This window comes from Paenibacillus sp. MY03 (genome assembly GCF_002165585.1).
GTDB classification, from domain to species: Bacteria; Bacillota; Bacilli; order Paenibacillales; family Paenibacillaceae; genus Pristimantibacillus; species Pristimantibacillus agaridevorans.
Genome location: NZ_MXQD01000004.1, coordinates 243,115 through 257,954 on the forward strand (window position 1 = coordinate 243,115; position 14,840 = coordinate 257,954).

16 protein-coding genes are annotated in these 14,840 nt (G+C 53.4%); all 16 read right to left on the reverse strand.

The window, feature by feature from the left end; translation table 11 throughout:
* Positions 1–26: 26 nt before the first annotated feature.
* The 16 genes from B1748_RS03685 to murC all read right to left on the reverse strand — a co-directional run bounded on the left by B1748_RS03685 (position 27) and on the right by murC (position 14,835).
* A complete protein-coding gene (locus B1748_RS03685) occupies positions 27–362 on the reverse strand; it encodes a ribosomal-processing cysteine protease Prp (RefSeq protein ID WP_087566512.1) in 336 nt (111 codons plus the stop codon).
* Positions 363–379: 17 nt separating this feature from the next.
* On the reverse strand, positions 380–691 hold the full coding sequence (gene rplU, locus B1748_RS03690; RefSeq protein WP_087566513.1) for a 50S ribosomal protein L21: 312 nt from the start codon (positions 689–691) through the stop codon (positions 380–382).
* 218 nt (positions 692–909) lie between these two features.
* Positions 910–2,115 carry an Rne/Rng family ribonuclease gene (locus tag B1748_RS03695; protein ID WP_256975514.1) on the reverse strand — a complete coding sequence of 402 codons (1,206 nt, stop codon included), beginning with the start codon at positions 2,113–2,115 and terminating at the stop codon, positions 910–912.
* Positions 2,116–2,150: 35 nt separating this feature from the next.
* The gene (locus B1748_RS03700) at positions 2,151–3,035 is read right to left on the reverse strand and encodes a M50 family metallopeptidase (protein ID WP_087566514.1); all 885 of its coding nucleotides are present in this window, start codon (positions 3,033–3,035) and stop codon (positions 2,151–2,153) included.
* Entirely contained in the window at positions 3,028–4,251 is a 1,224-nt protein-coding gene (locus B1748_RS03705; protein ID WP_179215357.1) for a M23 family metallopeptidase, read from the reverse strand. Before B1748_RS03705 ends, B1748_RS03700 begins: the two co-directional genes overlap by 8 nt.
* A gap of 692 nt (positions 4,252–4,943) precedes the next feature.
* Positions 4,944–6,092: an FtsW/RodA/SpoVE family cell cycle protein gene (locus B1748_RS03710; RefSeq protein ID WP_087566516.1), complete on the reverse strand. Its 1,149-nt coding sequence runs from the start codon at positions 6,090–6,092 to the stop codon at positions 4,944–4,946.
* A gap of 7 nt (positions 6,093–6,099) precedes the next feature.
* Positions 6,100–6,891: a septum site-determining protein MinD gene (gene minD, locus B1748_RS03715; RefSeq protein WP_087566517.1), complete on the reverse strand. Its 792-nt coding sequence runs from the start codon at positions 6,889–6,891 to the stop codon at positions 6,100–6,102.
* A gap of 3 nt (positions 6,892–6,894) precedes the next feature.
* A complete protein-coding gene (locus B1748_RS03720) occupies positions 6,895–7,539 on the reverse strand; it encodes a septum site-determining protein MinC (RefSeq protein ID WP_087566903.1) in 645 nt (214 codons plus the stop codon).
* Between the two features lie 88 nt (positions 7,540–7,627).
* The gene (mreD, locus tag B1748_RS03725; RefSeq protein WP_087566518.1) at positions 7,628–8,152 is read right to left on the reverse strand and encodes a rod shape-determining protein MreD; all 525 of its coding nucleotides are present in this window, start codon (positions 8,150–8,152) and stop codon (positions 7,628–7,630) included.
* Positions 8,149–9,012 (reverse strand): rod shape-determining protein MreC, encoded by an 864-nt coding sequence (gene mreC, locus B1748_RS03730; RefSeq protein WP_179215358.1) that lies wholly within the window; start codon positions 9,010–9,012, stop codon positions 8,149–8,151. The genes mreD and mreC overlap by 4 nt, the downstream gene beginning before the upstream one ends.
* Positions 9,013–9,070: 58 nt before the next feature.
* Entirely contained in the window at positions 9,071–10,102 is a 1,032-nt protein-coding gene (locus B1748_RS03735) for a rod shape-determining protein (RefSeq protein ID WP_087566519.1), read from the reverse strand.
* A gap of 66 nt (positions 10,103–10,168) precedes the next feature.
* The gene (gene radC / locus B1748_RS03740; protein ID WP_087566520.1) at positions 10,169–10,858 is read right to left on the reverse strand and encodes a RadC family protein; all 690 of its coding nucleotides are present in this window, start codon (positions 10,856–10,858) and stop codon (positions 10,169–10,171) included.
* 26 nt (positions 10,859–10,884) lie between these two features.
* Positions 10,885–11,517, reverse strand: a complete 633-nt coding sequence (locus B1748_RS03745) for a Maf family protein (RefSeq protein WP_087566521.1) — start codon at positions 11,515–11,517, stop codon at positions 10,885–10,887.
* Positions 11,518–11,560: 43 nt separating this feature from the next.
* Positions 11,561–11,803: a DUF4321 domain-containing protein gene (locus tag B1748_RS03750; protein WP_087566522.1), complete on the reverse strand. Its 243-nt coding sequence runs from the start codon at positions 11,801–11,803 to the stop codon at positions 11,561–11,563.
* Positions 11,804–11,864: 61 nt separating this feature from the next.
* On the reverse strand, positions 11,865–13,292 hold the full coding sequence (locus B1748_RS03755; protein ID WP_087566523.1) for a hypothetical protein: 1,428 nt from the start codon (positions 13,290–13,292) through the stop codon (positions 11,865–11,867).
* A gap of 145 nt (positions 13,293–13,437) precedes the next feature.
* Entirely contained in the window at positions 13,438–14,835 is a 1,398-nt protein-coding gene (murC, locus tag B1748_RS03760) for a UDP-N-acetylmuramate--L-alanine ligase (protein WP_087566524.1), read from the reverse strand.
* Between the last annotated feature and the right edge of the window lie 5 nt (positions 14,836–14,840).

The following is a 14,840-nucleotide window of genomic DNA, read 5'->3' on the forward strand; positions in this document are numbered from 1 at the left end:
AATTGATAACGTCTCGCAGGACAGCCTTATCGGAGCTGCTCCTGGATAACGACGTGCTTGCCGTATGATGTAGCGATCGTCTCGAGCATGACAACCATGCCTTCGAGCAGCAGCTGCATGCGGCTGTCCGACTCCGCATCGGGCAGAACCGGAACATCCGAGGACAGCCAGCCGTTCTTAACCGTGGCAGGCAGCTCGATCCCCGCTAAAGTCTCAATCGCGTTAACCGTGCCGACCGATACCGCCGACACGCCGGCGCAGACGATGTCCTTGCCGGGCTTCGCATATTTGGCATGTCCTTCGACCGCAAACGATACGATGCGCCTATCCTTCTCATTCCTTACGAGAGTAACTGTAATCATAGCTCAAATCCTCATGCTTACGCTTGGATTTTCTCGATCGTTACTTTCGTGTAAGGTTGACGATGGCCTTGCTTGCGACGGTAGTTCTTTTTGGCTTTGAATTTGTAAACGATGATCTTTTGGCCTTTGCCGTGTTTCTCGACTTTGCCAGTAACGCTTGCGCCGGAAACCACCGGAGCTCCCGTTACAAGACCGTCCTTGCCGGATACGGCCAGAACGCGATCGAACGTTACGCTTTCGCCTTCGCTGCCGTTCAGTTTCTCGATGTAGATCACATCGCCTTCCTGAACTTTGTATTGCTTGCCGCCAGTTTCGATGATTGCGAACATAATAGGTGCACCTCCTTATTTTCGAAGACTCGCCTGAGTCAGGTGGCAAATCGCTGATGCGCTGCGCTTATGTAACCTGTTCGGAGCGGTACCTGTACGTCAGTTTCAATAATGATACGTAACATACACCAAAACAGTTTATCACATTACACTATACGGTTTCAAGAGGTTGTACAAAAGGTTGTTCAAAAAATTCGCTTTTGATCACATCTTCTCCATTATGAGCGCTGAGCCAAATGATGGCTTGCGCCCATACGCGCTTTTTTGCGCGTCAACTCCATCAGTCCCAGTCGGGTCCAGCCCACAATGGACGTCTTCGTACCGTCCCGGAGTGCCTCCTCCACCAGCCTTGCAAGCACTTTGGATCGGCTCTCTTCGCGTTCCATATCTATAAAATCGATGATGACAATGCCGCCGACATCGCGCACTCGCAGCAGCCTGCCAATAAGCGAAGCCGCCTCCAAGTTGGTACGGAACACCGTATCCTCCAAATTGTCCGAGCCGGTAAACTTGCCCGTATTCACGTCAATGACGGTCAGCGCCTCCGTCTCCTCCCAGATGAGGTAGCTCCCGCTCCCCATAGGTATTCGTCTCAAGAACGCCGTCTCGATCTGCTCCGCGACCCGGAACTCCTGAAATATGCCGCGGCCGCCGCCGCCTCTGTACAGCTTGACCCGCCCGTCGAACGCAGGCGAGATGTCTTTGAGCAGCTCCGTCGCTTCGCCGAAACGGGCCGAATGGTCGATCCAGAGCTCGTCCATATCGGAGGAAAACGTATCGCGGATTACTCGGTGCAGCAACCCTTCTTCGCAATGCAATATGGCCGGCGCGACCGCGTGTATCGCCTTGTCACCGATCGAGCGCCAGCGCTCCCTCAGCTTGGACACATCGGCCTGCAACGATTCCAGCTCCTCGCCTTCGGCTGCGGTTCGCATAATAATGCCTTCTTCGTCGAGCTTCAACCGCTCGCCGGCTATGCGAAGGCGCTCTCGCTCCGTCTCGCTGGCCACCTTCTTGGATACGCCGACGTAATCGGCGAACGGCAGATAGACAAGCCAGCGTCCAGGCAAATTGAAGTGCGTCGTCACGCGCGCTCCCTTTCCGCCAAGCGGATCTTTGACAACCTGCACGATGATATCCTGTCCCGGCTGCGCCAGTTCCCGGATAGGAGGTTTGTTTTTAGGCTGCTTGTCCGCATGGGGATGAAGCATATCGTCAATGTACAAGAAGGCGTTTTTGCCGATGCCGATATCGACGAAGGCCGCATCCATCCCCGGCAGCACGTTTACGATTTTCCCCTTGTAAATGTTGCCCACCAGACTCGCGCCACTCGAACGTTCCATTAAAAAATCCGTCAGCTGCCCGTTCTCCAGAACGGCCGTCTGCAGCGTATCGCCATCCACGTGCATAAGCATCTGCTTCATTAAACAACCATTCCTTCTGTCGCTTTTCCTCTATTCTAGCCCAAAAGCTCCCGGACTGCACGGTTTGGATTCAAACCGGACAAGCAGCTCTCCACAATCTGGTCTTCCGCCAGCACGCGCAGCTCCTTGCCGGACGGATCCAGCACATAGATCAGATGATAACGTTCCCGATTAAGACTCTTGGCAACGGACAATATCGATTGATAGCCGTTAACGATGATCGGCGTCGCCTTTTTCCCGTTATCCAGCGCGGTCAGGGAGGAGCGGCGCCGATGGGTCAGAAATCGCACGAACAAATAAGGCACATTTCGATAGTATGTCCAGTTGCTGAGCAGCAGGAATACGCCAACGACCAGAAGATTCAGCTGTACGCCGTCCCCGTAACCAGGAATCCATAGAGGCACCGCGGCGGCCGCGATCATAATCATGCTAAAGCCAAGGCTGAGTCTTGCCGACCAAAGCAACGTTTGATAATAGTTCAGGAATACGCTGATCATTGAATGGGATAGCTTGCCTCCGTCGAGCGGATGAATCGGAAGCAGGTTAAATAAAGCAATCATCATATTAGCCTGTACAACATAGTCCGCCCATGGTTCGCTCCACAATCCCGTCACGCCGCAGGTCCAAGCCAGCAGCCCCATCCATACGTTCTGAAGAGGTCCTGCAAGTGCCACGAGGGCTTCTTCCCTTGCGCCGGCGCCTCCCGCCTCGACCTCTGCCACTCCTCCGAATGGAAGTAGCTTAACCTCCTTGATCCGCCATCCGAAGCTTTTGGCCGCGAATACATGTCCAAGCTCGTGTACGATGACGATGAGAAATAACACCGTTAATTCGGCAAAATATCCCGTAATGGCGGAAGCCATCATGATCATTACGAATAGAGGATGAATAGACCACGCGATCCCGCGCCACTTAATCAAGCGTGATCACATCCAGCGGGTCCATATAACGGTCGCCTTGCTTCACGGAGAAATAGAACAAGCTTTGCCCGCTCGCATCTCCCTCCTGCAGCTTCCCGATAATATCGCCAGCCTCTACCCAGTCGTTTACCGCTACATCCGCTCGGCCAAGCTTGCCGTAGATGGTTACGCGGTTGTTGGCATGCTGAATGAGAATGCTTTCCTCCGTCACCATAATCACTCTGCCCGTCTCCGCTGCGGCAACGGGTGCCTCAGACGAACCGGACAGTTCAATTCCATTAAGCGTCTCCGCAAAGGTACGAATTAGAGAAGCATCTTCGATCGGCACGACGGCCGCCTTCCTTACAACTCCGTTTACCCCGACGGCGCCTTGATCCTCGCCGCGAAACATCGGTATGAAGGATGGCGCTCCCGCGAACGCTTGCTTGTACCACACCGCTGCCGCCGCAAAATCGATTTCTTGCGTCAGCGCCTGCTTTACGTATTGCTGACCTCGCAGCGCCAAATCGTTGCTGGTTTGAAACATGGCGTAAATAACGCCAAACGCGAGAAGCGCAACAATCGTCTTCCAGCGCAGGCTGTGCAGAAAACGCCTCCAGCCGCTGCGGGGCGGGGAGGAATCGTCGTATGTGCGCGTCTGCCTGACATAACTCTGCTTGCCTCCCGGAATGACCGTTTCCTCCTCCCAGGAAACCCAAGGGTTAGGATTACGCTTCCAGGCAACTTCTGGATCATGAGGATCACCCGGTATTTCCTCGCGATCCCCTCCACGTTCGCTGCTCGCTGACGGCCCTTCCGGGAACATTAAATGCATCTCGTCCTGCCCTTGCGAGCCTGGTCTCTTAGGTTCCGCTGCAACCTGCTTGCGTTTCTTGCCTGGCCATGGATGCGACTCATACACAGACTCCTCGCGTTCGTGGCCAGGCCATGAGTGCGACTCATGCGCGAACTTCTTGTCTTTGTTGCCCGGCCACGGGGGCGACTTATGCATGGACTCCTCGCGTTCGTGGCCAGGCCACGAGTGCGACTCATGCGCGGACTCCCCGCGTTCATTGCCGAGTCGCGGGTGCGACACGCGTTCTCCTAGACGTCGTTGCTCTTGCTGCCTCTGCAGCATATCTACCTTATTCTCCTGCCGTTCAGAAGCCGCATATTCCTCGAGCAGTAACTTTATTTTCTCATGCCTTCGATGCCTTACGTCATCCCTCAGTCCCATATGGACCATCCTCCCCGCTGCCTTGTCCTATCTTCATATTTATGAAGCTCCAAGGACAAGTATGCGAACAAGCCTGCAACAGTTGGGACAAGGTGAAACGGCTACGCCGTCCTTTGGCGGCGCGGCGCGTTTCATTACGAGAAATATAGAAAAGGTATGAAAAAATCATATACTTTCCTATATTTGAACAATAAACATGTTGCTCTAATGGAGGTTGAAAGCAGAATTGAACGGGCCGGCAGCTGAGTTAACTGGTCTGAAGTCAGTGATAAAGGGAAATCCTCCCTTTATTTTTCCGGTTCCCCCTTCACAGGGCGAATTAGTTGGAAAAAAGCCCTCTATTTCCGAACAAATCAACTTTTCCTAACGCCACCCAGACGTTTAGTTGGACAATTTCCCTTTATTTCCCTAGAACTACCCGAAATCCAAAAAATAAAGGGACGTTTTCCCTTTATTGAATTCCCAGATTAAGCGAAACGAAAGGACGCAAAGTCCGATGAACACCAGTCTTCCTAAGCCAATAAGACAATAAGACCATAAGCCGGTCGGAACCTCATAACCGTTTGCCACCCAAATCGGAGCGCACAACAGGCAGGCCGCCGCGGATTCGTCCGCAGCGGCCTGCCTGTCGTTTGAAGCCCTTTTATTACTCTAGATTCCTAAACGGGCCTGCGCCCAGCACCCAGCTCCCGTTACTCGGCGAGCTCATACACCTCTTGATGGGCTTTGATGCTGAACACAAGACCAATCGAGATCATGTTGAGCAGCAGCGAAGTGCCGCCGTAACTGACGAACGGCAGCGTAATGCCTGTAATGGGCATGAGCCCTATCATCATGCCGATGTTCTGGAACACCTGAAAGACGAACATGGAGACGATTCCGATGACCATGTACGAGGCCCGCCTGTCGTAACACTTGAAGGCGACCATAATCATTCGATAGATGAGCAGGAAATAAAGCAGCAGCAGAATCGCGGCGCCCTGGAATCCGAATTCCTCGCCGATGACGACGAAGATGGAATCAGAATAGGCATAAGGGATATACCCGCCGTTCTTGAGATTGCCTTCCAGAAATCCTTCCCCGTTTAATCCGCCTGACCCGATCGCCATCTGAGCATACATGGACTGATGTTTATTATCGGAAGAAGCCAACTCGGGATTGATGAACGTATTTATTCGTTCGTACCAGTGCCCTTTGGAATTGTCGACGAGATAGGTTTTGATTTCTTCGTTAAAGGCATTAAAGAGGAACATAAACAAGATGATGCCTGCTACTACGACAGCCAGTCCGATCGCTACATGCGAATACTTGACATTGCCGATCCAAAGCATCCCGATCACGATGACGATATAAATAATCGCATTTCCGAGGTCGGGCTGAATCATGACCAACAAGAAGGGCAGGAATGAGAATGCGCCAATCATCAAAATATCGCTTGAAAAATGCAATCGATCTCCTTGACGTCGACCTAACAAATATGCAATGCCTATGATCAGTATGATCTTGACCATTTCTGCCGGCTGAAACAAAAAATCGCCCGGAAGCTTGAACCATCCCTTTGCACCGTTTATTTCCACTCCAATGAAATAAACCAATATCAGCAATACAACGCCGATGCCATACAACACATGCCACAACTTCAGGATGATCCGGTAATCGAACAACACCGCGGCAATAGCCACGACAAATCCAAGACCGTAAAACGCCAGCTGTTTGATTTCGTAATTGGCATATCCCGGATGATTCGCAGTCGCGCTATGTATGGCGATAACGCTGATCGCCGCGAGACATCCGAGAATAAGGATTATGCCCCAATCCAGTTTCTTTATTTTATTAAGCACAGGTCAATCATCCTATTCCCAGAAACTTGCGGAACCGCTTGAACGCGCCTGCCTTCTCGTCGAGCACCATTAACGGCACCATATCGCCCAATATTCGGCGGCTAATATTGCGGTACGCGATGGCAGCACGGGATGCAGGGTTCATAACCGTCGGCTCCCCATTGTTGGCCGCCGTAATGACCTTTTCGTCATCAGGAACAATACCCAGCAGATCTATGGCAAGAACCTGGCAGATTTCGTCGATATCCAGCATTTCTCCGCTCTTTACCATAGAAGGCCGAATCCGGTTAATCACCAGCTTGGACGGAATTTTGTTTCCTTCCAGCAATCCGATGACACGATCGGCATCCCGCACGGCCGCATTCTCCGGCGTTGTGACGACAATTGCGCGGTCCGCGCCGGCAATAGCGTTGCGGAAGCCGTGTTCGATACCGGCCGGGCAATCGATAATGATATAATCATGACCCTGCTTGAGCTCCAGCACGATGTCTCGAATCTGCTCCGGCTTAACGGAGTCTTTATCTTTCGTCTGTGCGGCCGGCAGCATGTACAGCTCGTCGAAACGTTTGTCCTTGACTAACGCCTGGTTCAGGCGGCAGCGTCCTTCCGCCACATCGACCAGATCATATATAATGCGATTTTCAAGCCCCATAACGACATCCAGATTGCGCAGACCGATATCCGTGTCCACCATACACACTTTTTTGCCAAGCAACGCAAGAGCTGTTCCGATGTTCGCAGAGGTCGTCGTCTTGCCGACGCCGCCTTTGCCTGATGTAATTACGATCGCTTCTCCCATACTCTACACCCCTCTAAATAGGATAGGATTCTGCCTGATGCGGAATAGCTGCGACAACTTGTCAATCTGCATCTGACCTTCATTAAGATACGCGAATTCCATCGCGGAATCGAAAGTCAGCCATTCCTCCGGCGGCCTGCTGACGACATCGGCAATTCGCAGCTGCGTCGGCCGCATGAGCGAAGTCGCGATGATGGCATCTGTGCGTCCCGCGAAGCCCGCATGCGCCATCCCCCTAAGCGCTCCCAATACATAGATATCGCCGGTGCACAGGATGGAGCCCCCCGGATTGACGTCCCCGATTAAAAGCAGGTCGCCTTCGTGCTGCAGCGTCTGCCCGGAGCGAACGATGGATGACAAAACGTGCATGTTCGCCGCTCCCCCGCCGCTCTCCGGCTTCGCCGGAGGATCGGATTCCATCGACTGAATCATCAAGTTTCCCTGTGCGCCGATGATGCTTGCAAGCTGCTCCCTTTGTTCGTCCGTTATGATTCTGGAGCCCAGCTTGACATGTATATGAACGAGCGGTCCCGTCAGCAACTGCTGGTGCGTTTTCTCCAGCTTGTGCCTGAGTTCGGCAACCAGCGCATCGAACACGCATTGATCGTCGAGAAGGAACAGAAGACCTTCCTTAACGCCTTTAATCATAATATGCTGCTTTTCGGTCACATTTGTCCCTCCCCAACCTATTCAATTCTGGATGCTGGTCCCGAATTCCTGCTGCTTCCGTCCCGCTTTATTCTTCTTCTCCGTTTTCTCCCGTTTCCTTGCGCGACTCGAACATACGTCTGACCGGCACATAACAAACCAGCGCGAAGGCCAGCTGGAGGAACAAGCTCGGCAATATATGATTGAGCAGCGCCCACGCATAGGATGCGCTCGTAATCCGGAATACCTGGTAAATAAAAAAGAGGGCCGTGTCGTATAAAATACACGCGAAGCCGATGACCGTAATCGCCATCATGACCGTCGCCCGCTTTCTCTCCAGCAGCACGCCCGTAAAATAGCCAATAATCCCCATCGCAAAAAAGTTAAGTCCAAGCAACTGGCCGAAATAGACGACGTCCTGCAGCAGGCCGAAGCCCGCTCCCAGCAACAGTGCCATATGGCGATTGCCGTACAATGCCGAAAATAAGACGAATACGAATATAAAGTGCGGTATAATCCGGCTCCCGTATCCCTCCGGGATAATCCATGGCATGAGCGAGCCCTCGATAAAGAATAGCAACAGCATAATCGCAACGATTCGGTTCATGCTCATGGAGCGTTCTCCTCAGCGCTCGCAGCCTGAACGACGAACACCTCGGCCAGATGGTCGAAGTTGGTCGCAAGCTTGACGCTTGCCGTGTAGGTCAAGCCAAAGTCGCCGACCTGCTTGGTCTCTACCGTGCCGATTCGGAGCCCTCTTGGATAAACGCCGCCAAGGCCGGAAGTGATAACGGTATCGCCAATCTCCATCTTGTCGTTCTCGCCGATCCGCGTCATCAAAATCCGGTTCGTCTCTTTGTTGAAGCTGCTCAGAATGCCGAAGGATTCGTTCTCGCGGCCTTCGATCGTCGCGGAGATGGAATTAAAAGTCGGCGACGTTTCGTTAAGCTCCGTGATCGGGGTGATCGCCGCCGTAAAAGGCGTCACGGAACTCACCAGCCCGACCAAACCGTCGACGGTCGTCACAGCCATATTTTTTTCGATGCCATGTTTCGATCCCAAATTAATCGTCATCGTCCGGTTGTTCGCGTCATTGCTGATGGAGATGACTTGAGCAATCAGATAGTTGTAATCATACATCTGTTTCTGTTGCTCGCTGAAGCCAAGCAACTCCTTGTAGCGCTCATTGTCCTTTTTAATAAAGTTGTATTCCACCTTGTCCCGCGCATACGCGGCAACGGTACTCTTAAGCCGCTCGTTCTCTTCGTAGATCATCCGGAAATCGCGGATATCCTCAAAGAAACCCGCTATATAACCAGCGGGCTTGTAGAACCACTGCTGCACGAAACCGGAGGTGTCCTTAAGGAACTTCTCCGGCCACGTGAGCTCTTTGCGATCGCTGAGCGAGAAGCCGATGATCGCGATAAACAAAATAAATCCGATCATAAGCATAAAAACACGCTTATTTCTCATGAAATTAAACAGCCCGATCACCTGCCTGTCTCATATCCGTACATTCTATCTCGAGCGCCTAGCGCTTCGAACGATTCGAAGTGCCTCTGCTCTTGAACAAATGGATGTTATCCAACGAACGGCCCGTTCCGATCGCTACGCAGTCAAGCGGATTGTCCGCCACGATGACCGGCATGCCCGTCTCGCGCTGCAGAAGCTTGTCCATATTACGAAGCAGCGCCCCGCCGCCTGTCAAAACGATACCGCGATCCATAATGTCGGCGGACAACTCCGGAGGACACTTCTCCAGCGTAACCTTGACGGCTTCCACTATGGAATTGACCGTATCCATAAGCGCATCCGTAATTTCGTCCGATGTAATCGCCAGCGTCTTCGGCAATCCCGACACAAGGTCTCGGCCGCGAATTTCCAATGTCTCCGGCTTGTCGAGCTGCAAGGCGGAACCGATCTCCATCTTCAGCTGCTCCGACGTTCGCTCGCCGATCATCAGATTATAGAGTCTCTTGATATATTGAATGATCGCCTCGTCCATATCGTCGCCGGCTACCCGGATCGAACGGCTCGTCACGATGCCGCCAAGAGAGATGACGGCCACCTCCGTCGTTCCGCCCCCAATATCAACGACCATGGAGCCCGTCGGTTCCCATACCGGGAGGTCGGCGCCGATCGCGGCCGCAAACGGCTCTTCGATCGTAAAAGCCTCTCTGGCGCCGGCTTGCTTCGCTGCGTCCTCGACGGCGCGCTGCTCGACAGCCGTAATGCCGGAAGGCACGCATACCATAACGTTGGGATGACGCGGAAAGAGAGACCGCTGCTTCTGAGCGGAGCGGATAAAATATTTGATCATCGTTGCCGTCGTCTCGAAGTCGGCGATTACTCCATCCTTCATAGGACGTACGGCGCGAATATTGCCGGGCGTTCTGCCGATCATCTTTTTGGCTGCCTCGCCGACTGCTTCGATCGTTTTTGTATCGGTACGCAAGGCCACCACGGAAGGCTCCCTCACGACAATTCCTTTTCCCTTAACGAATACAAGCGTATTCGCCGTACCAAGATCGATTCCTAAATCCTTGTTCAATCTACCAAACATTGTTACTGCTCCCTTCTCCATTACAACGCGATGCCGCAGATGTGTTTCCACGTATTTATTATTATATTACAGATGACCAAGCTCCTTCAAACTTACGAAGCGGCCATCGCCAACGACGATATGATCCAGTACTTCTATGCCGACAAGCTGCCCGGCTTCCGCAAGCCGCTTGGTCAGCGAGATATCCTCGGGACTGGGCGCAGGATCGCCGCTGGGATGATTATGGGCGCAGATGACCGATGCGCTGTTCCTCTTGATTGCGGCCCGGAACACTTCACGGGGATGGACCAGCGAGGCATTAAGCGTTCCGACGGACAAAGTTTCCCGGGCAATAATGCCGTTCTTCGTATTCAGAAAAAGACAAACGAAGTGCTCCTTGTCCAAATATCGAAGTTCCTCCATAACCTGATCCGCCGCGTCCTTGGGCTTCCGAATCGTAATGATGTCTTCATGCCGTGTTCGAATCATCCGCCTGCCGAGCTCTATGCCGGCACGCAGCTGAAGCGCCTTCGCAGGGCCGATGCCGTTAATGGCCGTCATCTCCTCCACGCTCATGTCGAGCAGCCCTCGCAAGCTGCCGCATTGCTTAAGAATGGAGCCTGCCAGATGTACCGCAGACTGTTTCTTCGTACCCGTTCTTAACAAGATTGCAAGCAGCTCAGCATGGCTGAGCGCCTCTGCCCCATATCGCATCATGCGCTCTCTTGGACGTTCTTCATGGGGGACATCACGCAATACATTTCCATGTATTTCCATAAATATCCCATCCTCTTATTTCCGATTTAATACGTTCGAACTCCGAATAGCTCAAGCTTGTCCGTCAGCAGCGAGATCGGCAGGCCAACAACATTGAAGTAGCATCCCTCAATCCCTTCTACCAGAGCCGCTCCAAGACCTTGAATGCCATATGCCCCGGCCTTGTCCATCGGTTCGCCGGAAGCGACATAACGTCGGATCCTTTCCTCGGAGAGAGGTTTCATCGCCACTCGGGTCCGCCGACTCGCCACGATCCGCTTGCCCGATCCTGCCTCCAAAAGCGCGATGCCGCTATACACATCGTGCGAGCGGCCCTGCAGGGAGGTTAACATGGCAGCCGCCTCATCACGGTTTGCAGGCTTGCCCAGCACTGCCCCATCCAACACAACGATCGTGTCCGCGGCCAATATCAGCGTGCCCTCGAGAGGCATTTCTTGCTTCGCCAGCATGGCTTCCGCAGCGATGCCTTTGCGAAGGCTCAATCGCTCCACGACTTCCGCCGGCGTCCAATCCTTTTCGTAAGTCTCGTCAGTGTCCGTAGACAAAATAGAAACCGGCAAGGAAAGGGCCAAAGATGCGACCAGTTCCTTCCGGCGCGGAGACGATGAAGCCAGCACAATCCGGCTTATCGTTGCTTGGTTGAGTTGGTTTTCGATCATAGGTTCATACTCCTTATGCGTGCCATAATCCCGGATTCGCAGCTTACATTTTGCGATATAGCCAGATGGCGACGGCGGCACCCGCGATGCTCAGCAGACTAATCTGAAGCGAGAGCGACAAGTTGAAGCTTAGGACATAAAGATCGACGTTTGGCGACCAAGTCGTCTGAATCGGTCTCGTCAGGAAGGATACGCCCGGCACGGAATCCAGCCATCTTGCGACCAGCGCCCCTGCAATCATCCCGAGCACAATAAACAAAAATAGTATCCATCCGTTTTTCTTCATCGTATAAATCCCCTCGCCACGAAATGACACCTATAACCATTATACGCACTATACTTTCCGTTTACAATGCGCTTGGAGACTCAAACCATTCTTTTTGCACCAGGACCGCTTCCATTAGTGCCGTTTGCACGGACCATAACTGAGCTTTGGAAGGATTTTCGTCGTATGCTTTCATCGATCCGGCAGCCGTATCCATTGCCTTCTTCAGCTTAACGAAATAAGATGAGCGGACATCCTCCGGCAGCCCAGACTCCATCTCCGCGGCGTTCGCAGTCCATTGCGCCAGCTGGGCCTGCCAGCCTTCTGACGCCGCCTTGCCCAGTTTAGACAGAGAAGGCTGCTCTAACTGCGCAACGACAAGGTCGGACCAAGTCCCGATCAAGTCGTTGGTGGCGGCAAAAAAAGCTTCCGCTTTTTCCGCTCCTCCGGCGAATGTCAGCTTATCCGGACCTTGCACAGCCACTTCCTTTTTGTACAACAGGATGTCCGGCAAACCTCCTGTAACGACGGCGGCCTTCGTGCCGTCAAGCGCGATGCCTGCATAGACGCGGTAGCCCTCTGGGGTCTTCATCGACGAACCTGCCAATCCGACGTCCTTCAGCTGACCCAGCGCAGCGTCCCTTCCTTCCGTATTGCTGAATACGCCGTATTGCAGCAAGGTATACGTCCTTTGGATACCGGCAACGTTAACGGTTGCCGCATTTGCTGCTCCTGGATCGACAACCTCGCCATTTTTGCCATCCTTACCACCCTCGCCCTCTTTGCTTCCCACGGGTACTCCGGTCAGGTCGTCAAGACCGATGGTCTCCTTCGTCCCCGGCTGCACGACCGGAATTCCGGTGTCGCCTTGTGTATCCCGGTCGGGCTGAGCAGGACCTCCCGTAAACAAAGTCAGTATCAAATACCCGAATATGGCGCCGGTTGCCAGCGCCCCGCTTACAGACAGGAAGACATGCAGCCAGGATGGGCCTTTGCCGCCCGTACGACGCGTATCGCCGGCAATGATCACCGGGGATTGGCGATTGCCGAAAGGCTCGACCGATGGTTGGTAGCCGCTATCGCCTCCCCGCGAAATCCATTCGGCATCGGGATTAATGACCGGCCATTGCTTCTCGGAACTTTTTGCTTCCGAAAACGACGGTTGCTGTACAATGGCAGGCCAACGGCTGAGGTCATCTGCATTCGGAGTTGAAGGTTCAACCGGCGGTTGAGCACCTTCTGCTTCTGCCTCGCGGATGAGCTGCTCCAGCGCGCCAATATCCTCCTGATAGGCGTTATTCCATGGCTGAACCTCGCCTATACCATTCGCAGCATTCCGTTGATATAAGGGTACAACATTATTTTTCCCATGCAGCGCTTGTCCGGAATGTTTGTCTAACTCCGCAGATAGGGGCTCACCCCCGACAACTTTTTCGCGCTCCGGCTTGTCCTTCGCGGTCTGCGCTCCCTGAACGTCAAAGCGGTACGTAATTCGGTTGTTCGGTTTCATGTCGATCACTCCCTCTACCTGGTCTATTAGTAGTCTATGAACGCTTTAAGAGAGTTATGACGAGAGACTTCGGGGCAGACGGCAAAAAGAACCGTCCCGGCGCAGTTAAACGCTCTCCGGAAACGGTTCTTTATTGGACTAAGTTCTATTTTTCGTTTAATGCTCGCGCAAGCGCGTCTGCTACTTTCCAGATATCGCCGGCACCCATCGTAATGACCAGGTCTCCCGGCGCTATGCGGGCCTTGAGCGTCTCCAGCACTTCTTCCTTTGTCGGGATATATTCGGCGCTGGCATTGCTATTGCTCCGAATGAGCTCTACGAGCTTGCCGGAGCTGACGCCTTCGATCTGCTTCTCTCCTGCCGGCGAATAGATATCCGTAATGATAACCTGATCCGCCTCGGGGAACGCTTTGCTAAATTGTTCGAACAAGAAAAACGTTCGCGAATAGCGCTGCGGCTGGAACACGGCAATAATCCGCTTGCCCGTCGCTTTCGCCGCGCTGATCGTCGCCTGAATCTCCGTAGGGTGATGCGCATAATCGTCGATCACAAGAATGTCGTTTACTTCGCCAAGCACCTGAAATCTGCGCTTCGCACCTCGGAACGACTTGATGGCTTCCTTAACCGCTTCGAACGACAGCCCCGCTTCCAGGCACGTTATGATGGTAGCCATGGCATTGTACACGTTGTGAATGCCGGGCACGGACAGCTCGACATTGCCAAGGCTTTCGCCTTGCAGGCTCATATCAAAGGAAACCTTGCGATCGCCGAGCTCGATATTCTCCGCTTTATAGGCCGAATCCCCCTCTATGCCGTAAGTAATGACGGCTGACCCCGGCAATTCGAACTCTCCCCCGCAAGCTCTTGGCAGCAGCTCCCGGACGATGGGATCGTCTGAGCAGACTATCGCTTTGCCGCCTTCGCTTACCTGACTTAAAAATTGGACGTATGCCGACTTGAGCTTCTCAAAGTCGCCATCGTAATTTTCCAGATGGTCGGGCTCAATGTTCGTCACGATCGCAATGGAGGGATGATAATGCAGGAAGGAGCCGTCGCTTTCGTCCGCTTCCGCTACGACGTATTCCCCCTTGCCTGCTTTGGCATTCGTGCCAACGTTGACAATCTCGCCTCCGATGATATAAGTGGGGTCGATCCCGCAGGTTTCCATAACGAGCGCGATCATCGAGGATGTCGTCGTTTTGCCATGCGCTCCCGCTACGGCAACACCTTTGCCGGCATTCATCAGCCTGGCTAACATCTGAGAGCGGTGTAGAACGGGAATGTTTAACGCCTCGGCGGCCTTGCGCTCTACATTATCGCTTGTCAGCGCGGTAGAATAGACGACGAGATCAGCACCGTTTACATGCTCAGGCTGATGGCCGATAAAGATGTCCGCCCCCTTGGCGGCCAGCTTCTCCGTCAACTCTTGGCGAGCAACGTCGGAGCCGGATACTTTATAACCCATCTCGAGCATGACCCTGGCGATCGCGCTCATCCCGTAACCGCCGATTCCGATGAAATGAACGTGTTCTGCACTGTTCAAAGACG

What these genes read in the sequence shown, in the direction of transcription:
- B1748_RS03685 (WP_087566512.1), bottom strand. Translation starts at nt 362, where the DNA reads ATGATTACAGTTACTCTCGTAAGGAATGAGAAGGATAGGCGCATCGTA.
- rplU (WP_087566513.1), bottom strand. Translation starts at nt 691, where the DNA reads ATGTTCGCAATCATCGAAACTGGCGGCAAGCAATACAAAGTTCAGGAA.
- B1748_RS03695 (WP_256975514.1), bottom strand. Translation starts at nt 2,115, where the DNA reads ATGAAGCAGATGCTTATGCACGTGGATGGCGATACGCTGCAGACGGCC.
- B1748_RS03705 (WP_179215357.1), bottom strand. Translation starts at nt 4,251, where the DNA reads ATGGGACTGAGGGATGACGTAAGGCATCGAAGGCATGAGAAAATAAAG.
- minD (WP_087566517.1), bottom strand. Translation starts at nt 6,891, where the DNA reads ATGGGAGAAGCGATCGTAATTACATCAGGCAAAGGCGGCGTCGGCAAG.
- B1748_RS03720 (WP_087566903.1), bottom strand. Translation starts at nt 7,539, where the DNA reads ATGATTAAAGGCGTTAAGGAAGGTCTTCTGTTCCTTCTCGACGATCAA.
- mreD (WP_087566518.1), bottom strand. Translation starts at nt 8,152, where the DNA reads ATGAGCATGAACCGAATCGTTGCGATTATGCTGTTGCTATTCTTTATC.
- mreC (WP_179215358.1), bottom strand. Translation starts at nt 9,012, where the DNA reads ATGAGAAATAAGCGTGTTTTTATGCTTATGATCGGATTTATTTTGTTT.
- B1748_RS03735 (WP_087566519.1), bottom strand. Translation starts at nt 10,102, where the DNA reads ATGTTTGGTAGATTGAACAAGGATTTAGGAATCGATCTTGGTACGGCG.
- radC (WP_087566520.1), bottom strand. Translation starts at nt 10,858, where the DNA reads ATGGAAATACATGGAAATGTATTGCGTGATGTCCCCCATGAAGAACGT.
- B1748_RS03745 (WP_087566521.1), bottom strand. Translation starts at nt 11,517, where the DNA reads ATGATCGAAAACCAACTCAACCAAGCAACGATAAGCCGGATTGTGCTG.
- B1748_RS03750 (WP_087566522.1), bottom strand. Translation starts at nt 11,803, where the DNA reads ATGAAGAAAAACGGATGGATACTATTTTTGTTTATTGTGCTCGGGATG.
- B1748_RS03755 (WP_087566523.1), bottom strand. Translation starts at nt 13,292, where the DNA reads ATGAAACCGAACAACCGAATTACGTACCGCTTTGACGTTCAGGGAGCG.